18 protein-coding genes are annotated in these 19,057 nt (G+C 39.8%); all 18 read right to left on the reverse strand.

Annotated elements, in window-relative coordinates; genetic code table 11:
• Nucleotides 1-88: 88 nt before the first annotated feature.
• The gene (locus PPA04_RS01950; RefSeq protein WP_229923046.1) at nt 89-628 is read right to left on the reverse strand and encodes an HdeD family acid-resistance protein; all 540 of its coding nucleotides are present in this window, start codon (nt 626-628) and stop codon (nt 89-91) included.
• Between the two features lie 22 nt (nt 629-650).
• Nucleotides 651-3,518, reverse strand: a complete 2,868-nt coding sequence (gene uvrA / locus PPA04_RS01955) for an excinuclease ABC subunit UvrA (protein WP_057784352.1) — start codon at nt 3,516-3,518, stop codon at nt 651-653.
• An 11-nt stretch (nt 3,519-3,529) separates the two neighbouring features.
• The gene (uvrB, locus tag PPA04_RS01960; protein WP_057784351.1) at nt 3,530-5,533 is read right to left on the reverse strand and encodes an excinuclease ABC subunit UvrB; all 2,004 of its coding nucleotides are present in this window, start codon (nt 5,531-5,533) and stop codon (nt 3,530-3,532) included.
• 106 nt (nt 5,534-5,639) lie between these two features.
• Nucleotides 5,640-6,269: a YfbR-like 5'-deoxynucleotidase gene (locus tag PPA04_RS01965; RefSeq protein WP_057784350.1), complete on the reverse strand. Its 630-nt coding sequence runs from the start codon at nt 6,267-6,269 to the stop codon at nt 5,640-5,642.
• Between the two features lie 40 nt (nt 6,270-6,309).
• Complete coding sequence (locus tag PPA04_RS01970) at nt 6,310-8,037, reverse strand: phospho-sugar mutase (protein ID WP_057784349.1); 1,728 nt, start codon at nt 8,035-8,037, stop codon at nt 6,310-6,312.
• A 179-nt stretch (nt 8,038-8,216) separates the two neighbouring features.
• Complete coding sequence (gene trxB / locus PPA04_RS01975) at nt 8,217-9,158, reverse strand: thioredoxin-disulfide reductase (protein WP_057784348.1); 942 nt, start codon at nt 9,156-9,158, stop codon at nt 8,217-8,219.
• 174 nt (nt 9,159-9,332) lie between these two features.
• Nucleotides 9,333-10,241, reverse strand: coding sequence for a UTP--glucose-1-phosphate uridylyltransferase GalU (gene galU / locus PPA04_RS01980; protein ID WP_057784347.1), 909 nt, complete (start codon nt 10,239-10,241; stop codon nt 9,333-9,335).
• A gap of 28 nt (nt 10,242-10,269) precedes the next feature.
• Nucleotides 10,270-11,286, reverse strand: a complete 1,017-nt coding sequence (locus PPA04_RS01985; protein WP_057784346.1) for an NAD(P)H-dependent glycerol-3-phosphate dehydrogenase — start codon at nt 11,284-11,286, stop codon at nt 10,270-10,272.
• 69 nt (nt 11,287-11,355) lie between these two features.
• Nucleotides 11,356-12,198, reverse strand: a complete 843-nt coding sequence (lgt, locus tag PPA04_RS01990) for a prolipoprotein diacylglyceryl transferase (protein WP_186806937.1) — start codon at nt 12,196-12,198, stop codon at nt 11,356-11,358.
• 15 nt (nt 12,199-12,213) lie between these two features.
• Nucleotides 12,214-13,155 carry an HPr(Ser) kinase/phosphatase gene (hprK, locus tag PPA04_RS01995; RefSeq protein ID WP_057784344.1) on the reverse strand — a complete coding sequence of 314 codons (942 nt, stop codon included), beginning with the start codon at nt 13,153-13,155 and terminating at the stop codon, nt 12,214-12,216.
• A 34-nt stretch (nt 13,156-13,189) separates the two neighbouring features.
• On the reverse strand, nt 13,190-13,546 hold the full coding sequence (locus tag PPA04_RS02000; protein WP_057784343.1) for a phage holin family protein: 357 nt from the start codon (nt 13,544-13,546) through the stop codon (nt 13,190-13,192).
• A gap of 14 nt (nt 13,547-13,560) precedes the next feature.
• Nucleotides 13,561-13,896: a PspC domain-containing protein gene (locus PPA04_RS02005; RefSeq protein ID WP_057784342.1), complete on the reverse strand. Its 336-nt coding sequence runs from the start codon at nt 13,894-13,896 to the stop codon at nt 13,561-13,563.
• Between the two features lie 124 nt (nt 13,897-14,020).
• Entirely contained in the window at nt 14,021-14,698 is a 678-nt protein-coding gene (gene phoU, locus PPA04_RS02010) for a phosphate signaling complex protein PhoU (protein WP_057784341.1), read from the reverse strand.
• Between the two features lie 15 nt (nt 14,699-14,713).
• Entirely contained in the window at nt 14,714-15,469 is a 756-nt protein-coding gene (gene pstB / locus PPA04_RS02015) for a phosphate ABC transporter ATP-binding protein PstB (RefSeq protein ID WP_057784340.1), read from the reverse strand.
• 26 nt (nt 15,470-15,495) lie between these two features.
• The gene (gene pstB / locus PPA04_RS02020) at nt 15,496-16,299 is read right to left on the reverse strand and encodes a phosphate ABC transporter ATP-binding protein PstB (RefSeq protein WP_147206684.1); all 804 of its coding nucleotides are present in this window, start codon (nt 16,297-16,299) and stop codon (nt 15,496-15,498) included.
• 14 nt (nt 16,300-16,313) lie between these two features.
• A complete protein-coding gene (pstA, locus tag PPA04_RS02025) occupies nt 16,314-17,201 on the reverse strand; it encodes a phosphate ABC transporter permease PstA (RefSeq protein ID WP_057784339.1) in 888 nt (295 codons plus the stop codon).
• Nucleotides 17,201-18,124 carry a phosphate ABC transporter permease subunit PstC gene (gene pstC / locus PPA04_RS02030; protein ID WP_057784338.1) on the reverse strand — a complete coding sequence of 308 codons (924 nt, stop codon included), beginning with the start codon at nt 18,122-18,124 and terminating at the stop codon, nt 17,201-17,203. Before pstC ends, pstA begins: the two co-directional genes overlap by 1 nt.
• A gap of 17 nt (nt 18,125-18,141) precedes the next feature.
• Nucleotides 18,142-18,996 (reverse strand): phosphate ABC transporter substrate-binding protein PstS family protein, encoded by an 855-nt coding sequence (locus PPA04_RS02035; RefSeq protein WP_057784337.1) that lies wholly within the window; start codon nt 18,994-18,996, stop codon nt 18,142-18,144.
• Between the last annotated feature and the right edge of the window lie 61 nt (nt 18,997-19,057).

A 19,057-nucleotide genomic window follows, 5' to 3' on the forward strand; every position in this document is an offset into this window, starting at 1 on the left:
GTGCCATTTTAAGTAAAACCCGTCTTTGTTTCTATTTTAGTAAAAAAGCCGAAGCAACTTTATCACATTTGCTTCGACTTTTTTTAATTCACTTATTTTTTCGCGCAAATGCAATAATAATTGTATTTACACCAAAAATCACAAGATAAAAACCAACAATTGCATTCAAAGTCAAGATCGTTAGCATCGGCCGAATTAATAGTACAACCGCCACTACTAAAAGAAGTAAATCAATTATAACTGACAACCAATAAATACCATTGCCAAAAATCTTCAGATGATTACTTACGACCAATCGCTCAACAACATCAACAAAAAACCAAAATGCAAACAAATAACTTAAGAAGGTAATGGCACTCGGTATATCAAACATAAAGATCGCACCTATAAAAATATCAACGATTCCCAAACCAAGTGCTAAGTTTGCTTTAGTTCCTGTTGCTCTTTTTAAACGTCGGTACCCACCAATGATTGTAATACCACGGACAACCGCGGCAATTCCAAAAACAATAGCTAAGCTGGTAATTGCCACTTGTGGTAAACGAAAAACAAAGTATCCTGCGATCAGGAAAATGATCCCGGTAATTAGCTCAGACCAATCAAATCCCCAGCCATCTTCACGATTCACTGCTTTCACCATCCCTTTATAGTTAATTAGTTGTTTTTGTTTCTGACACTTCCATCGTCCGTTGCTTATCACGTTCCAAAACCGGCTTCAAATACTGTCCAGTATAGCTTTCTTTAACTTCTGCCACCTGCTCTGGAGTCCCAGTTGCTACAATTGAACCGCCACCGGCCCCGCCTTCTGGACCAAGATCAATTAGATAATCGGCTGTCTTAATGACATCTAAATTATGTTCAATCACTAGAACCGTATTGCCTTTATCAACCAATCGCTGTAAAACATCAAGCAATCGTTTGATGTCATCGGTATGCAAACCAGTAGTCGGTTCATCCAAAATATAAAAGCTTTTTCCTGCAGATTGTTTATGCAGTTCAGAAGCGAGTTTCATTCGCTGTGCTTCTCCACCAGATAGTGTCGTAGCAGCTTGCCCCAATTGCACATAACCTAAGCCAACATCTACAATGGTCTGTAATTTACGCCGAATTTTTGGAATGGGTTCAAAGAAGTCCAAGGCTTCTTCGACAGTCATTTCCAGAACATCAGCAATACTCTTACCTTTATATTTCACTTCAAGCGTTTCTGAGTTATAGCGTTTCCCTTTGCAAACCTCACATGGAACATAAACATCAGGTAAGAAATTCATTTCAATCTTTAATATCCCGTCACCTTTACAAGCTTCACAACGGCCACCCTTGATATTAAAACTAAAGCGTCCCTTATGATAACCACGTAGTTTAGCTTCATTAGTTTGGGCAAATAAACCACGAATATCATCAAAAACACTAGTATAAGTTGCCGGGTTACTCCGCGGTGTCCGCCCAATCGGGCTTTGATCAATATTAATTATCTTTTCAATATTTTTCACGCCAGCAACCGAACGATATTTACCTGGTTTTTCTGAGTTACGATTTAATTTTTGTGCCAAAACACGTTTTAAGATCATATTAACCAACGTAGATTTACCAGATCCCGAAACACCAGTTACTGCAATAAACTTTCCCAGCGGAAAATCGACATTAATTTTCTTTAAGTTGTTTTCGGCTGCACCTTTAATTGTAATTTTTTTGCCATTTCCTTTACGCCGTTTCAGTGGAACAGGAATAAACTTCTTTCCTGCCAAATATTGACCAGTCAAAGAAGTCGGTACTTTTTCAACCTCAGCAGGTGTCCCAGCAGCCATTACTTTACCGCCGTTATCACCAGCTCCAGGACCAATATCGATTAAATAATCAGCCGCTCGCATTGTATCTTCGTCATGTTCAACAATAATTAAAGTATTCCCTAGATCGCGCATCTTTTTAAGCGATCCAATTAACCGATCATTATCGCGTTGATGTAGCCCAATTGACGGCTCATCCAAAATATACAGAACACCAGAAAGATTTGAACCAATTTGAGTTGCAAGACGAATTCGTTGTGCCTCACCACCAGACAAAGTTCGTGAAGCCCGGCTTAAAGTTAAATATTCAAGACCAACATTTCTGAGGAAGGTTAAGCGATCACGAATTTCTTTTAAAATTGGCTTGGCAATCGAACTTTCTTGCTCTGACAACTCAACATGGTTAAAAAAGTTAATGGCATCGTCAATTGGCAACGCCGAAACTTCACCAATATGTTCGCCCATGACTTTAACACTTCTGGCTTTTCGATTTAATCGATAGCCATGACAAGTCTGACAAGTTAATTCGCGCATGTAGCCCCGCATAACATCCCGGGTAAAGTCACTATTTGTTTCTCGATAACGGCGATCAACATTTTCAATGACCCCTTCAAATGCCACATCCACATCACGAACACCACCAAAATCATTTTCATAATGAAAGTGAAATTGCTTGCCATTTGAACCATGTAACACCGTTTTTTGATCCTGACTGCTTAACTTCTCAAATGGCGTATCCATATCAATCCCAAATGCCTCACAAGCCTGTTCAAGCAAACTTGGATAGTATTGAGAACTAATTGGATTCCAAGGCGCCAAGGCCCCTTCTCTTAAAGTCTTAGATGGGTCCGGAACAACTAAATCCATATCAACTTCCAATTTAACTCCTAGGCCATCACAATCTGGGCAAGCCCCAAATGGCGCATTAAATGAAAATAGACGAGGTTCTAATTCACCCACTGTAAATCCACAAATTGGACAAGAATAATGTTCAGAAAACAAAAGGGGTTCTCCATCAATGATGTCAGCTGTAGCATATCCACCACTTAAACGTAACGCAGCTTCGAAAGAATCAAACAAACGAGACCGAATACCTTTTTTGATCACAATCCGATCAATAACAATCTCGATGGTATGCATTTTGCTTTTGTTTAAATCAAGTTCTTCTTCAATATCATGAATTTCACCGTCCACACGGACCCGGACAAAACCTTCACGCTTAATTTTTTCAAAGATTTTTTTATGTTGACCTTTTTTAGCACGGACAATGGGTGACATAATTTGAAGTTTTGTGCGTTCTGGCAATTCCAAAACACGATCCACCATTTGTTCTACGGATTGACTGGTAATTTCAGTTCCATCATTTGGACAAATTGGGTGGCCAACACGCGCCCATAGTAATCGCAGATAGTCATTAATTTCAGTCACTGTCCCAACTGTTGATCGGGGATTTTTGGAGGTTGTTTTTTGATCAATCGAAATGGCTGGACTTAACCCGTCAATTGAATCAACATCTGGTTTATCCATTTGGCCTAAAAACTGACGTGCATATGCAGACAAACTTTCTACATAGCGTCTTTGTCCTTCTGCGTACAAAGTATCAAATGCCAAAGAACTTTTTCCTGATCCTGAAAGACCTGTAATCACAACCATTTTATTTTTTGGGATTGTGACATCAATATCCTTTAAATTATGTGCTCTAGCTCCATGAATGACAATTTTATCGTTTGCCAAATCAATACCCCCTAACTTATTTCGGCTTTTAATTCCATTATTGTATCACGTAATGTAGCTGCCGTTTCGAAGTCTAATTTTTTGGCCGCGGAACGCATTTGTTCAGTAAGATTATCAATCATTTGTTTTTGATCTTTCTTAGACATATCGTCGAAATCAGTCTCTAAGAAATCATCTTTTTTACCTGTATCTTCAGTTGTTTTCGTTGGCGAAATAAGATCCCGAATCGATTTTTTAATCGTATGGGGGGTGATATCGTGTTTTTCGTTGTAAGCTTCCTGAATTTTCCGACGGCGGGCAGTTTCATCAATGGTTTCTTGCATCGATTGCGTGACACTGTCTGCGTACATAATAACCCGGCCATGAACATTTCGTGCTGCTCGTCCAGAAACCTGAATTAAAGAACGGGTATTCCGCAAAAAGCCTTCCTTATCCGCATCCAAAATAGCCACTAACGACACTTCCGGTACATCAATCCCCTCACGTAACAAATTAATCCCGACTAAAACATCATATTTGCCCGTTCGTAAATCACGAATAATCCGCGTTCGCTCTAACGTTTTGATATCACTATGCAGATAAGCAACCTTGATTCCAAGTTCTTTAAGATAGTCAGTCAAATCTTCTGCCATCTTCTTTGTTAAAGTGGTCACAAAGACCCGTTCATTTAATTCTGATCGTTTATTAATTTCACCCACAAGGTCATCCATCTGCCCCATAATTGGGCGAACTTCAATTTCAGGATCCAATAAACCAGTTGGTCGAATAATTTGTTCAACCACATGATTCGTTTGCTCTTCTTCATAAGGTCCAGGAGTAGCAGACATGTAAACGATCTGATTCACATGGTGTTCAAATTCTTTTAGTGTTAACGGTCGATTATCCAACGCACTTGGCAATCGGAAGCCATAATCAATTAACTGTTGTTTACGTGCCCTATCACCATTGTACATCCCACGGACTTGTGGCATCGTCACATGCGATTCATCAACCACCGTCAAGAAATCTTTTAAAAAGAAATCCAACAGCGTATATGGGGGTTCTCCCGGTTTGCGACCATCCATAAACCGCGAATAGTTTTCAATACCACTGGTGTAACCCATCTCACGCATCATTTCAACATCATAGGTTGTCCGTTGTTTTAAACGTTGAGCTTCAAGGAGTTTTCCATCAGACTCTAAAACCTGTAAACGATCTTTCAACTCTGCTTCAATTCCTTGAATGGCAACTTCCATTTGATCTTCATTTGTCATAAAATGGGTTGCCGGGAAGATGGCAACATGTTCACGGTCACCAACAACTTCGCCAGTTAAGGCGTCCACTTCGCGAATTCGATCGATTTCATCGCCAAAAAACTCAATTCTTAACGCTTTTTCATCATGTGATGCTGGGAAAATTTCGACAACGTCCCCATGCACACGAAAACGCCCACGTTGAAAGTCAATGTCATTACGTTCAAACTGGATATCAACCAATTGACGAAGTAACGTATTTCGTTCAATTTGTTGGCCAACTCGTAATGATACAGTGTGGTTCTTATACTCAGTTGGGTCACCTAATCCAAAAATACTAGAAACGGACGCCACCACAATGACATCATTCCGTTCCAATAATGAGCTAGTGGCTGAATGCCGCAGTTTATCGATTTCATCATTAATTGAAGAGTCTTTTTCAATATACGTATCGCTTGATGGTACATATGCTTCGGGCTGATAATAATCGTAATAGCTGACAAAATATTCCACAGCATTGTTAGGAAAAAATTGTTTGAACTCACCATAGAGTTGTCCCGCCAAAGTTTTATTGTGTGACAAAACTAGTGTTGGCTTGTTCACTTGTTGAATCACATTAGAAATGGTAAAAGTTTTACCAGTCCCAGTTGCCCCTAACAAAATTTGGGCTTTTTCACCCGTATTAATTCCAGCCACTAACTGCTGGATTGCCTTTGGCTGATCACCAGTCGGTTTATATTTTGAAACTAAGTCAAACTTATTATTATCAGTACGATCTATCATCGAGAAGACCCTCCATTTCGTTCACAAAAAAAGGAAAGCGATTGCCTTCCTCTTCAACAATGTATTCAATTTTACCATACCGAACATACTTTCGCTATCATCTTGTTTACTTGATAATTTGCTGGGTAATTTTTCCTAACTTAGCCTGATCAGTAAACTTTTCCCGCAATAAATCTGGTAAAACTTCATGCAAAAAATACTGCACGGATGCTAGCTCTTTAAACTTTACAATGGTACTTAAACTTTCTTTATAAATTTCCTCGTAGGTTGCTTCCGGATTTCCCTTTTGAATCTCACCAAAAGATTCATACAGGAGATCAATTTTATCAGCTACCGACAATATTTTACCTTCCAAAGTGTCATCCTTACCTTCAGAAAGACGCCGCCGATAAGCACTTCGAAATTCGCTAGGAATTTCAGTATTCACAAAACTTTCAGAAAGCGAATCCTCGACATCAGCCAACATCGATCGTAATTTAGGCGTCGCATATTTCACAGGTGTTTTGATGTCACCAATAAATCGCTCATTATAATCATGGTTTAAAGCTTTTTCATAAAGTGATTGCCAGTTGACTTTATTTCCTTTATTTTCTTCCACATCACCTAAGAATTGGGCAATTTGGGTTACCTTGAAAGAGTGCTCAGCAACTGAATGCTTCTGATATTTAAAAATTCCTGGTGCACGCACTAAAGTCTCTAAATTACTTAAACTCTTGATATATTGGTGAATTCCCATCAGCGGCCTCCTAGTCAAATTTTATCCGAAGAAGTTTAAATTAAGCTTCAATAAATTTGTCAATTGCCTTTTCAAAATCAGCAACTTTCTTTTGAGCAATTGCATTGTCTGATCCCACAGTACCCACATAGAATTTAATTTTGGGTTCCGTCCCAGATGGTCGAATAGCAATCCAAGTACCGTCCTTAAGTTGATACTTTAAAACATTTGAAACGGGTAAAGCAATCTTTCTGCTTGTGCCATCCGCAAACGTTGTCACTTGTTTTTCAAAGTCTTCCAAAGCGGTAACTTCTTGACCCGCAAAATCAGTCGGACGTTCTTCCCGAAACTTCGTCATTAAGTTGGCCATCTCTGCCTTACCATCGACGCCGGGAAAATCTTTTGAAATCGTTTTTTCTGCATAATAACCATATTTTGCAAAAAGATCTTGTAACCCGTCATAAAGGGTTTTCCCCTGTTTACGATAGTAAGCCGCAATTTCTGCCAACATCACAATCCCCTGAATGGCATCCTTATCACGCACGAAGGGTTTAACCAAATACCCATAGCTTTCTTCGAATCCGAAAACAAAAGTATGCTCATGAGTCGTTTCATAATGTTGAATTTGATCAGCGATGAATTTAAATCCAGTTAAAACGTTAACCATGCCAACCCCATGTGCTTCAGCAATTTTGGTAGCCAGTTCACTAGAAACAATGGACTTTACTGCCACTGCATTTTTAGGTAATGTGCCATTTTCCTGCCGTGCAGTCACAATATAATTGAGCATTAACGCTGCCATCTGGTTACCTGTTAGTAATTGATACTCACCATTTGGTCGACGTACTGCGGCCCCTAATCGATCAGCATCTGGATCCGTTGCTACCAGTAAATCAGCATTTTGTTTTTTACCTAGTTTAATGGCCAAATCAAAGGTCTGTGGAAACTCTGGATTTGGAAATGGGGTGGTAATAAATTCTGGATCTGCGGTTGCCTGTTCAGGAACCATTGTAAAATCATTAAATCCCGCATTTTGCAAAGCACGATTGCCTAAAACTTTGCCAGTTCCATGAAGTGGTGTGTAAATCAGCTTCATGTCTGCTCCATACTCTTTAATCAAATCCGGATTAATCGTAATGGTTTTTACTTCGGCAAGATATGCCTCATCCACATTTTCACCAATCAAGGTAAGTAAGCCATTTTGACGTAATTCATGCTCGTCAGCAACGGGGACATCAAAAATGTCCGTTACTTTGCGGATATACGCTGTAATTTTATCCGAATCCACGGGTGGCATTTGCCCACCATCTGGCCCATATATCTTATAACCATTATATTGCTTTGGATTATGACTCGCCGTAATCATTATTCCAGCATAGGTATGCAAATGACGGACTGTAAAAGATAGTTCAGGCGTTGGTCGCATGTCATCAAACACAAAACTAGGAATATGATGAGCACCCAAAACGTGTGCAGCCTCATGTGCGAACTCTTTAGAGTGATAACGTGAATCAAAACTAATGGCAACGCCCTGTTGCTTCGTCTTTTCATCCAGCTCATCCATGAAGTTTGCAAGTCCCTCTGTCGCTTGACGCACTGTATAAATGTTCATCCGGTTAATTCCGGGACCCATGACCCCCCGCATTCCAGCGGTTCCAAATTCCATTGGTGCATAAAATGCTTCTTCTAAGTCAGTGTCTTCTCCTGCCAACTGATCTAATTCTTTTTTTAATCCAGGTTCTAAATCAACCCGTTCCATCCATGATTGATAGGTATCTTTCCAACTCACGTTTTTTACCCCCAAATATTGGCGTATTTTATTCAACATCTTAAGTATACAACAAATTAGCTGGTTGATTGAAACGTTTTCTTTGGTATAGGCAAATTTTTAGTCATATCGGTTTCCTCCGATACTTTTTTAACTCAAAAAAAGTTTCGAGAAATTAGTATTCCCGAAACTTTACTTGTTTATTTGACAGTAGCTTTAGCTTTTAAATCTTGAATGTATGAGAAAACTTGTTGTCCAGCGATACCACCTTCACCAACAGCGGTTGCAATTTGGCGAAGATCCTTTTGGCGAACATCACCAACAGCAAAGATACCGGGAACTTTCGTCTGCATATGATCATCTGTTGGAATCCAGCCATTTTCGTCTAAGATTGGGAGATTATGCAGGTTGTCAGTCATTGGATGATTACCCACGTAGATAAACACGCCAGAGGCTTCAATCGTACTGTCCTCACCAGTCTTATTATTGTTAACTTTAACACCAGTAACTTTTTGATCGTCACCCAAGATTTCAGTGACATTGCTATTCCAAACAAATTCCATTTTAGGGTTAGCAAAAGCACGTTCTTGAGTGATCTTTTGTGCACGTAATTGATCACGACGATGAATAACAGTAACTTTTGAAGCTAACTGGGTTAAATAAATTCCCTCTTCGATAGCAGAATCCCCACCGCCAACAACGATTAAATGCATGCCCTTAAAGAAGGCACCATCACATACCGCACAATAGGAAACGCCGCGGCCGCTGTAGGTATCCTCGCCAGTCACACCGAGTTTCTTATATTCAGAACCGGTTCCGAGCACAACTGCCTTCGTTGTAAATTCGTCGGTATCCGTCTTTACAACTTTAACATCCCCATGATCTTCGATTGACTGAACACTCCCGTAGGCATATTCCGCTCCAAATTGAATTGAACTATCATACATGTCTTTAGCCAAATCTGGTCCTAAGATGGATTTGAAACCAGTATAGTTTTCAATTGCTGCAGTATTATTCATCTGACCGCCATAAATTCCGCGATCTAACATTAGAACGGATAAATTAGCACGTGAAGCGTACAAAGCGGTTGTCATTCCGGCAGGACCCGCACCAATTACAATAACGTCATATTCTTTTGCCAAGTACTTTCCCCTTCTCTCAATTGATAATGATAATAATATACTATCTTCTTATCAAAATGTCTAACATTTTGCTTACAATTAGTTAGTCCGTTTCTCCTTGCGATAACGAAACTGGCAATTCCAGAGAATTCCGGTAATTGCCAGTTTCTATTCAGACCTATTTTGATTTCTTAATTATTTTGATTTTTTGCTAACTTTATCTTCTGCAGTTAGTTTAGCACCTAACTGCTTGATGTATTCGCGTAAATCATCTTTTACTTCGGGATGCTTCAAACCATATTGAATGTTCGTCTTTAAGAAACCAAACTTATTTCCAACATCATACCGGTCGCCCGAAAATACGTGAGCAAATACCCGTTGTGTTTTATTAAGCTCGTTGATAGCATCTGTAAGTTGAACTTCGTTGCCTTTACCAGGTTTTTGATTTTCCAAAATATCAAAAATTTCTGGTGTCAACAAATAGCGACCAATGATGGCATAGTCACTTGGTGCTTCTTCAGGGCTTGGCTTTTCAACAAAGCTTTCAACGTTAAATAAATCAGGTTTAATTTTAGCTTGAGGTTTAATCACACCATACTTTGAAACTTCTTTATGAGGGACCTGCATAACCGCCAAAGTTGAAGCATGTGTTTCCTCGTAAGAATTCATGAGTTGCTTAGTTAATGGGACCTTATCTTCCATCAAATCATCACCAAGCATAACCACAAATGGTTCATCACCCACAAAATCCTTCGCCATTAATACGGCGTCACCTAATCCACGAGGATGTGACTGACGGATAAAGTACAAATTAATATCAGTCGTTTCTTCGACCAATTTTAAAAGATTATCCTTGTGCTTGGCTTTCAAATTGCTTTCCAATTCCGGAACAGAATCAAAATGATCTTCGATAGCACGTTTACCCTTACCAGTGACAATCAAAATGTCTTCAATTCCAGCTTTACGGGCCTCTTCAACAATAAATTGAATGGTTGGTTTGTCCACAATTGGCAACATTTCTTTAGGTGAAGCCTTAGTAGCTGGTAAAAAACGAGTTCCTAATCCAGCAGCTGGAATGATTGCTTTTCTAACTCTATCTGACATAAATAACTCCCCTTTATTTAAAATCTACTTACTCAATTTCGGGTTTGCCTTCGCGATCCATCAATTCTTCGATGGCGGTCTTTACATCTTTACCATTATATAAAACATCATAGATGGCATTGGTGATTGGCATGTCAGTATGGTTTTGAGCCGCCAATTCATAAGCTGCTTGCGTTGAAGGAATTCCTTCAATAACCATGCCCATTGTATCAATAACTTCTTTTAAGGGCATTCCTTGACCTAATTCATTACCTGCACGCCAGTTACGTGAATGAACACTAGTGGCCGTCACAATCAAATCACCAACTCCAGATAAACCGATAAAAGTCAAAGGTTTTGCCCCTAAGGCAACTCCCAAACGGCTGATTTCTGCCAATCCACGAGTCATCAAAGCGGCTTTTGCATCATCACCATAGCCTAAGCCATGAAGGGCACCAGCACCTAAAGCAATAATATTCTTTAAGGCTGCTCCCGTTTCAACTCCAATGATGTCATCGTTCGTATAAACTCTGAAGTACTTATTCATAAATAATTTTTGAATTTTTTGTGCTGCTGTTTGATCTGTGCTTGCAGCTGTTACCAAAGTAATATCTTTTTTAGCAACTTCTTCAGCATGACTAGGACCAGACAAAACAACGATAGCTTGACGATTCTTTTCTGGAATTTCTTCTTCCAAAACTTGAGAAAGGCGTTTGTGCGTCCCCTGCTCTAATCCCTTGCTAGCATGAACGATAATTGGTTTGTTGCCAGTTTTTTCTAAAACTTCGACCATTTCGTTAGCTACCAAGCGCATCACTTTAGTAGGAACAACAAACAAGACGACTGCAACTCCATCGAGCGCTGCTTCTAGATCATCATAAGCAACTAACTTATCCGAATACTTAAATCCCGGAACATAGTGTTCATTAGTGTGCTTTTCGTTTAATTCCTTAACTTGTTCCGGTGCATTTGACCAAACACGAACATCGTTACCGTTCTCTGTTAACAGGTTGGCCAAAATACTACCCCATGAACCAGCACCTAATACCGCAATTTTCTCAGACATCAATATAACTCCTTATAATTAATCATTTCTTGTTCTACTTTTCCATTATCTAACAATCCCAGCGATTACTCAACTTTTCTGCGGATTTAATTCATTTCCATCTAAATACCAAGGATTATTTGTCAGCTTTTTCCTTCTAATAAACCAGAACGTCAGCCCACCGACAAACAAAATCACTGACAAGACCTGCGACACCCGAATCACATTTCCAATCATTAGACTATCAGTCCGCATCCCTTCAATAAAGAAGCGACCAAATGAATACCAAATCACATAACTAAGAAAAACTTCACCTTGCTTAAATAAATGTTTTCGATGGCGAAAACTCATCAACAGGATAAATCCCAAGATATCCCAGATTGATTCATACAAAAATGTTGGTTGACGATAGGCACCATTAATGAACATCTGTTGAACAATAAAATGGGGAATATGTAAATTTTGCAAAAACTGGAGGGACGTGATCCGTCCAAAAGCCTCTTGATTCATGAAGTTTCCCCAGCGACCAATTCCTTGAGCCATCAAAACTACGGGTCCTGCAACATCAAGCATGAGCCAAACTGGAATCCATTTGGATTTGCAGAAGAAATAAACAACCAAACCAGCTCCAATTAAAGATCCGTAGATGGCGATTCCCCCATCCCAGATAGCAATAATTTGACTTGGATGTTGGGAATAATAAGACCACTCAAAGGCTACATAATAGGCGCGAGCCGCTATTAAAGCGGCAGGTAACGCCCACAAAATCATATCGTAAATATCGTCGGGATCGATTTGTCTTTTCTTTCCTTCACGAACAGCCAAGAATGTTGCAATAACAACCGCACTGGCAATAATCACACCATACCAGTGAATCTCAAAAGGACCCAGTTTTAATGCAATTGGGTTTAGTGCCCCTAAAAATACCTTCACACCCATCATCTCCTGTTAGTTGTTCTTCGAATTATCTTTAATTAACTCGTTCAAATTCTCGTCAAAAACCTTAGTTGCATCGTAACCCATATTTTTGGCTCTAAAGTTCATCGCCGCTGACTCAATAATAACTGCCAAGTTACGTCCAGTACGAACAGGAATCGCGATCCTTGGAATTTCGACATCAAAGAATTTACGTGTTTGTTGTCCATTACCTAACCGGTCAAATTGCTTATCATCATCCCAGTTTTCAAGATGCACAATCAAGTTAATATCCGTTTCGGTCCGCACAGCACCCGCACCAAACAAGTTCATCACATCAATAATTCCAACTCCGCGGATTTCCAAAAGGTGACGTAAAATTTTAGGTGCTTCGCCCACCAGCGTTTGTTCATCTTGCTGATAAACATCTACACGATCGTCAGCAATCAGACGATGTCCACGTTTAACCAGTTCCAGTGCCGTTTCACTTTTACCAACCCCAGAGTCTCCAGTAATCAGAACACCAAGTCCATAAATATCAACCAGTTCCCCGTGAACAGATTGCCGTTCGGCCAGTTTACCTTCCAGATAATTGGTCATATTACTCAATAACCGCGAGGTAGGTAAGGCAGAACCCAAGACAGGTATATTTTTTTCCTTCGCAGCCGTCGTTAGCTCTTCTGGAATTGGTAACCCACGCGAAATAACAAATGCTGGTGTGTCATCATGGGCCATACGCTGATAAACATCAAGACGTTCCTCACTGGTCATACTGCCTTTTGCATAAGAGATCTCGGTACGCCCAAACAGTTGCACACGTTCATGTGGATAGAAATTAAAATACCCGGTTAACTCTAAACCGGGTCGTGAAATATCACTAACTGTAATATCCCGTTTTGTTAAAAATTCTTTTCCGGAATAAACATCTAGTCTTGTTGATTTTACAAGATCTGCTACCTTCACACTATCTGCCAAAATAAAACCCCCTGTGATTTTATGACATGACGCACTATCGATTAATAAAATAATTCGAAATAATCGCATTTAAAATGGACATCAGCAGCGCAATCCACATAGTCATTCCAAACGATGAAAAATAGAAACTAGCTGATCCTACTAGAACCGAAGTTAATTGCAAGATAACCGCATTAATCACAATACTAAAAAGCCCGAGGGTCAATATTGTGATTGGTAAGGAAATCAACTGTAAGAATGGTTTGACTGATGCATTTAAAATAGCTAAAACTAAACTAGCACCAAGGGCAACCCCGACACTGGTGACCACAAAATTACCGCTATTTCGATAAAATCCTGCCAAAGCAATAAAAATAATTGCATCGGCAACTACTCTTTGCCAAAACTTCATAAGGCACCCTCCTCCTATTTTTGATGTTTAGAAGTTGGATCGTCCTCTTCTTGCACATCTTTAATAACTTTTCGTTTTCGGGATTGTGATTTTTGTTGTGGTTGGTCAAAACCAGTAAAGAAGTTTTCTGTAAAACCGCTGGTACGTTGTTCTTGACTTTCTGGCATTAACCAAGCCAGTAAAGCATAGATTAAAATTCCTGGCCAAATATGCGAGATTAATGTCAAAATAACAAAGACGACCCGCACAATTGAAGGATCAATCGCAAAGAAATTTGCGATTCCACCTAGGACACCTGATACCATTCGACTATTTGATTTTGTAAATTTTCGTTTTGTATTTGATTTCATAAGTTATTCACCTCAAGTTGTTAATTAATTATATTCTACAGCTTGTGTAGCTAAATTGGCAAACTTAACCCCTAAAATAAAAAACTTGATAGATTCTTAAACTTTCATCTATCAAGTCTATCATTCATTTTTCTTCTGGATGATGATCTGGGGTTAATTCTGCAAGATGACCCGTTTCATTGTAAACCACCCATTCCGCAATATTCCCAATATGATCACCAATGCGTTCTAAATAACTAGCAACCATCAAGTAACTTGCACTTCCTGTGATCACTTTTGAATCCTGTTTCATCATTTTAATTGTTTTTTCACGAACTTCCGCATAGTCCTCGTCAATTTTTTGATTTGCGCTCGCAATCTTTTTAGCACCCATCTCATCTTCTTTGACATAGGCATCCAAAACTTCCTCTAACATCGAACGCACATTATTGGTCATTTCGCCAATTTCGTTTTCAATTTCCTCAATCCGGTGTTCACCTTTTAACTGAATGGATTCTCTAGCGATCCCTACCGCATGATCACCAATGCGTTCCAAATCAGAACTCGCCTTTAAAACAATGATAATCCGCCGAAAATCTGTTGCCACTGGCTGTTGTAATGCAATCAACATTAAGGCTTGGTCTTCCAATTTGATCTCTTCCTCATTAATTTGTTCATCATGGTCAATAACCTGTTGCGCAAGTAATTTGTCATGATCAATAAATGATTTTGAAGCCCGATAAATGGCCTCACTAACATTAATTCCCATTTCAGTAAATTTTCCATGCAATTTTTTGAGTTCATCTTCAAAAATTCCGCGCATCTTCATAACCTCCGTCTAGCCAAATTTTCCATTCAAATAATCACTGGTTGCTTCTTGCTTTGGTGCCATAAATAATTGTTTGGTCGAACCCGTTTCCACTAATTTTCCATCAAGGAAAAATGCCGTTCGATCTGAAATTCGTGAAGCCTGTTGCATATTGTGCGTCACAATGGCAACGGTAAATTTGTCCTGAATGTCCAACAATAATTCTTCAATTTTTCCTGCTGAAACGGGATCTAACGCACTGGTGGGCTCATCCATCAAAATAATTTCTGGCTGAACTGCTAAAACACGGGCAATACAAATCCGTTGCTGCTGGCCACCTGAAAAAGATAAGGCATTATCGGTTAAATTATCCTTAACTTCCTCCCAAACAGCTGCTTGTTTCAAACTCGTTTCGACCCGTTCCTGAATTAACTTATGATCCTTTATGCCAGCTAATCGTAGGCCAAATGCCACATTGTCAAAAACAGAGAACGGGAATGGGTTGGGTTGTTGAAATACCATTCCAACTTTTTTACGTAACGCCACCACATCGGTCTGAGGACTGTAAATATCTTTACCATCTAATTTTAAACTACCAGTAATAGTTACGCCACTTACAAGATCATTCATTCGATTTAAACATCTCAGAAAAGTCGATTTGCCACTTCCAGAAGGACCAATTAAAGCTGTAATTTGATTTTTAGGAAAATCTAAGTCAATTCCGTGCAGCGCTTCATGATCTCCATAATATAGCCGCACATTGCGAGTTGTAATTATATTTGCCATGTTTTTCTCCTTCTACAAAGTTCCGGTTAACCAAAATTCCCAGAAATATAATCCTCAGTTGCTTGAATATGAGGTTTGGTAAAAATGCGTTCTGTACGATCAAACTCAAGAACATGTCCCATGTGGAAAAAAGCCGTATAATCACTAGTACGCGAAGCCTGTTGCATACTGTGTGTCACCATAATAATCATGTACTGATTTTTTAGTTCGAACAAAGCCTGCTCAAGTTTTCCCGTTGAAATCGGATCAAGAGCGCTGGCCGGCTCGTCCAGCAACAACACATCCGGGTTCATAGCTAATGCTCGAGCAATACACAGGCGTTGCTGTTGGCCACCTGAAAGAGCCAAGGCACTACGATTCAAATCATCCTTAACTTCCTCCCATAAAGCTGCTTGCCGTAAACTTTTTTCCACCCGTTCTTTTAGCTCAACCTTTGATTTAATTCCCGCCTTTTGCAACGGATAGGCAATGTTTTTAAAGATGGATTTTGCAAACGGATTGGGTCGTTGAAAAACCATTCCCACATGTTTGCGCATTTCATAAACATTGATTTCTGGTGCATTGATATCAATTCCTTGATACACAATTTTGCCCTTTACCGTCGCAATATCATCGTTCATTCGGTTTAAGCAGCGTAAAAAAGTTGATTTTCCCGAACCCGAAGCCCCGATCATTGCTGTAATTGCATTTTTAGGAAACTGTAAATTGCCATCATACATGGCATGATAATCACCATAAAAAACCTGTAAATCCTCGGTTGACAACCCAATGGTGGTTTTATTTGGATCAAATTTGTGAATATAATTTTCTGTTAGTGAATATTTTTTCAATTAAACCACCTCATTTATTTGGACGCCGTGATTTTTCGATAAATTCGATTGCCTAGCCAGCGCGCCGAAAAATTAAAGAGGAGCACAACCACAATTAAAACGGCGGATGCCCCGGCCGATACTGCGCTTGCATCTGGCATAATTCCCTCTGAATTAATTTTCCAAATGTGAACTGCAAGTGTTTCGGCAGGACGCATTGGATTCAAAGGACTAGTTGGACTGAAAGGATTCCAGTTGGCAAAATTTAAAATTGGGGCACTTTGACCTGCTGTGTAAATTAACGCGGCCGCTTCACCAAAAATTCGACCCGCACTTAAAATTACGGCCGTCAAAATTCCCGGCAATGCTTCAGGAAAAATTACCCCTAATACTGTTTGCCATCGTGAAAATCCTAACGCCAACCCAGCTTCTCGTTGTAGTTTTGGGACAGCAGTTAAGGAGTTTTCAATGCTCCGGGTTAGAAGCGGCAGGTTGAAAAACGTCAATGCAATCGCCCCCGACAAGATTGAAAAACCTAGCTTAAATTCAACCACAAACAATAAAAATCCGAACAACCCGACAACCACTGAAGGTAAGGAACTAAGAACTTCAATTGCTACGCGAATGGTATTTGTCACCCAATTTTTAGGTGCATATTCAAATAAGTAAATACCCGCCCCAAGTGCAATTGGGAATGAAATTACAAGCGTCAGAACCAACAAATAAAATGAATTAAATAGTTGATCACCAATTCCGCCACCCTTTAAAAAAGCTTGGGAAGGTGAAGTTAAAAAATGCCATGAGATATGCGGTAATCCGGTTACCAAAATATATCCAATTAATGACAATAAAATTAACACCACAACACCAACTAAGAGGCTGATAACGGCTGTGGCCAGTTTATCAATTCTTTTTGCATTCATTATTTCGTTAACCTCCCTTTGCTTCCGATCACACGTACCAGCAGATTAAATGCTAGCGACATCAATAACAAGATTAAGGCAAGCGACCACAACGCATTGTTAGGCAGTGTGCCCATAACCGTGTTACCAATGCCTGTTGTCAAGACACTGGTTAACGTTGAAGCAGGTGAGATCAAATCGTGTGGCAACAATGAAGCATTTCCGATGACCATTTGGACGGCTAAAGCTTCACCAAATGCTCTAGCCATTCCAAAAATTATGGCCGTCAACAATCCGGGTACTGAAGCTCGCAAAATAACTTTATATATGGATTGCCAACGCGTAGCCCCTAGTGCCAAGGCTGCTTCACGATAAAAACCGGGCACCGATCGTAAACTGTCGACGTACATGGAGGTGATTGTAGGTAACACCATGACAAACAAAACGAGTGTCCCAGATAAAATTCCAAATCCAGTTCCTCCGCCCAAGGCACGAACAACTGGAACCACAATCGTTAATCCTACAAATCCATAAACAACAGAGGGAATTCCTACCAATAGTTCAATAACTGGTTGGAGAACTTTTTGTCCTCTCTTTGGCGCAATCTCGGTCATAAACAATGCCATGGAGACCGCAAACGGCGTGGCTAAAATAGCTGATAAAACAGTCACAGAAAAGGAACCTACGATCATTGGTAAAGCACCCACTTCTGGTGTGCCATCCTTGCCAACTTGACTAGGATTCCAATTCTGATGACTTAAAAAGTCCCACAAGGAAACATGATCTTTAAAAAAGGTCGCTAACCCTCTGGAAGCTACCATATAGAAAATGGAAACAACAAGTAGCCCAATCAAAAAAGTACATAAAAAGGCAACTAGCTTTCCGATTCGATCTTGTCGGGTTGCTTTAGAAGAACTTGTTAATTGTCGTTTGATCTTATCCAAACTTTTCACACTCCTTTCTATTTATGCCGAAGGTTCCCGTGATAATCTCGAGTAACCTTCATATCATGAATTGAAATATAACCTAGATCAGTAATTAGTGTTTTTTGATTTTTGGGTGATCTGACATAATTTAAAAACTGTTTGGTTTGCACATCAGGTTTTCCCTTGGTATACATGTGTTCATAAGACCAAATTGGCCATGCATTCGTCATGACGTTTGCTGCAATTGGCTGAACACCATTAAGGTTCAATGCCTTTACTTGGTCATTGACATATGAAAATGACGTGTAGCTGATAGCTCCAGGAGTGGCCGCTACAATTTTTTGGACGGTGCCGTTAGAATCTTGTTCCTGGGAGCGCAATGCTGTTTTACCAGCAAGAACAATTGCTTCAAAGGTGTTTCGAATGCCGCTTCCTTGAGATCGATTAATTACTGTTATTTTTTGCTTTTTACCGCCAACTTGTTGCCAATTCGTAATTTTACCTGTGAAGATTTGACGAAGTTGCTTAGCGGTTAAATTTTTTACTGTGACTTTTTTATTAACAATGGGCGTAATTCCCACCACAGCCACTTTATGATCGACTAATTTTGCAGCTTTGATTCCTTCTTGATCTTCTGCAAAAACATCTGAGTTGCCAATTGTGACGGCTCCAGACTGGACTTGACTCAAACCAGTCCCCGAACCTCCGCCTTGAACGGTAATCGCCACATTCGAATTTACGAGTTGATAGTTACTAGCAGCTCGTTCAACCAGTGGCTGTAAGGCTGTTGACCCCACAATTGTGATTGCGTGTCCCTTCTTAGTCCCACACCCGACTAATCCAACGGCTAATATTCCAACCGCAAGAATTACCCCTATAATTCGCTTCATTTATTCCATCTCCTCTCGACGTTACATCTTGAGTTTATCTACTGTGTGTTTAGCTATCATG

The sequence above is a fragment of the Pediococcus parvulus genome, from assembly GCF_007990205.1.
GTDB lineage: Bacteria > Bacillota > Bacilli > Lactobacillales > Lactobacillaceae > Pediococcus > Pediococcus parvulus.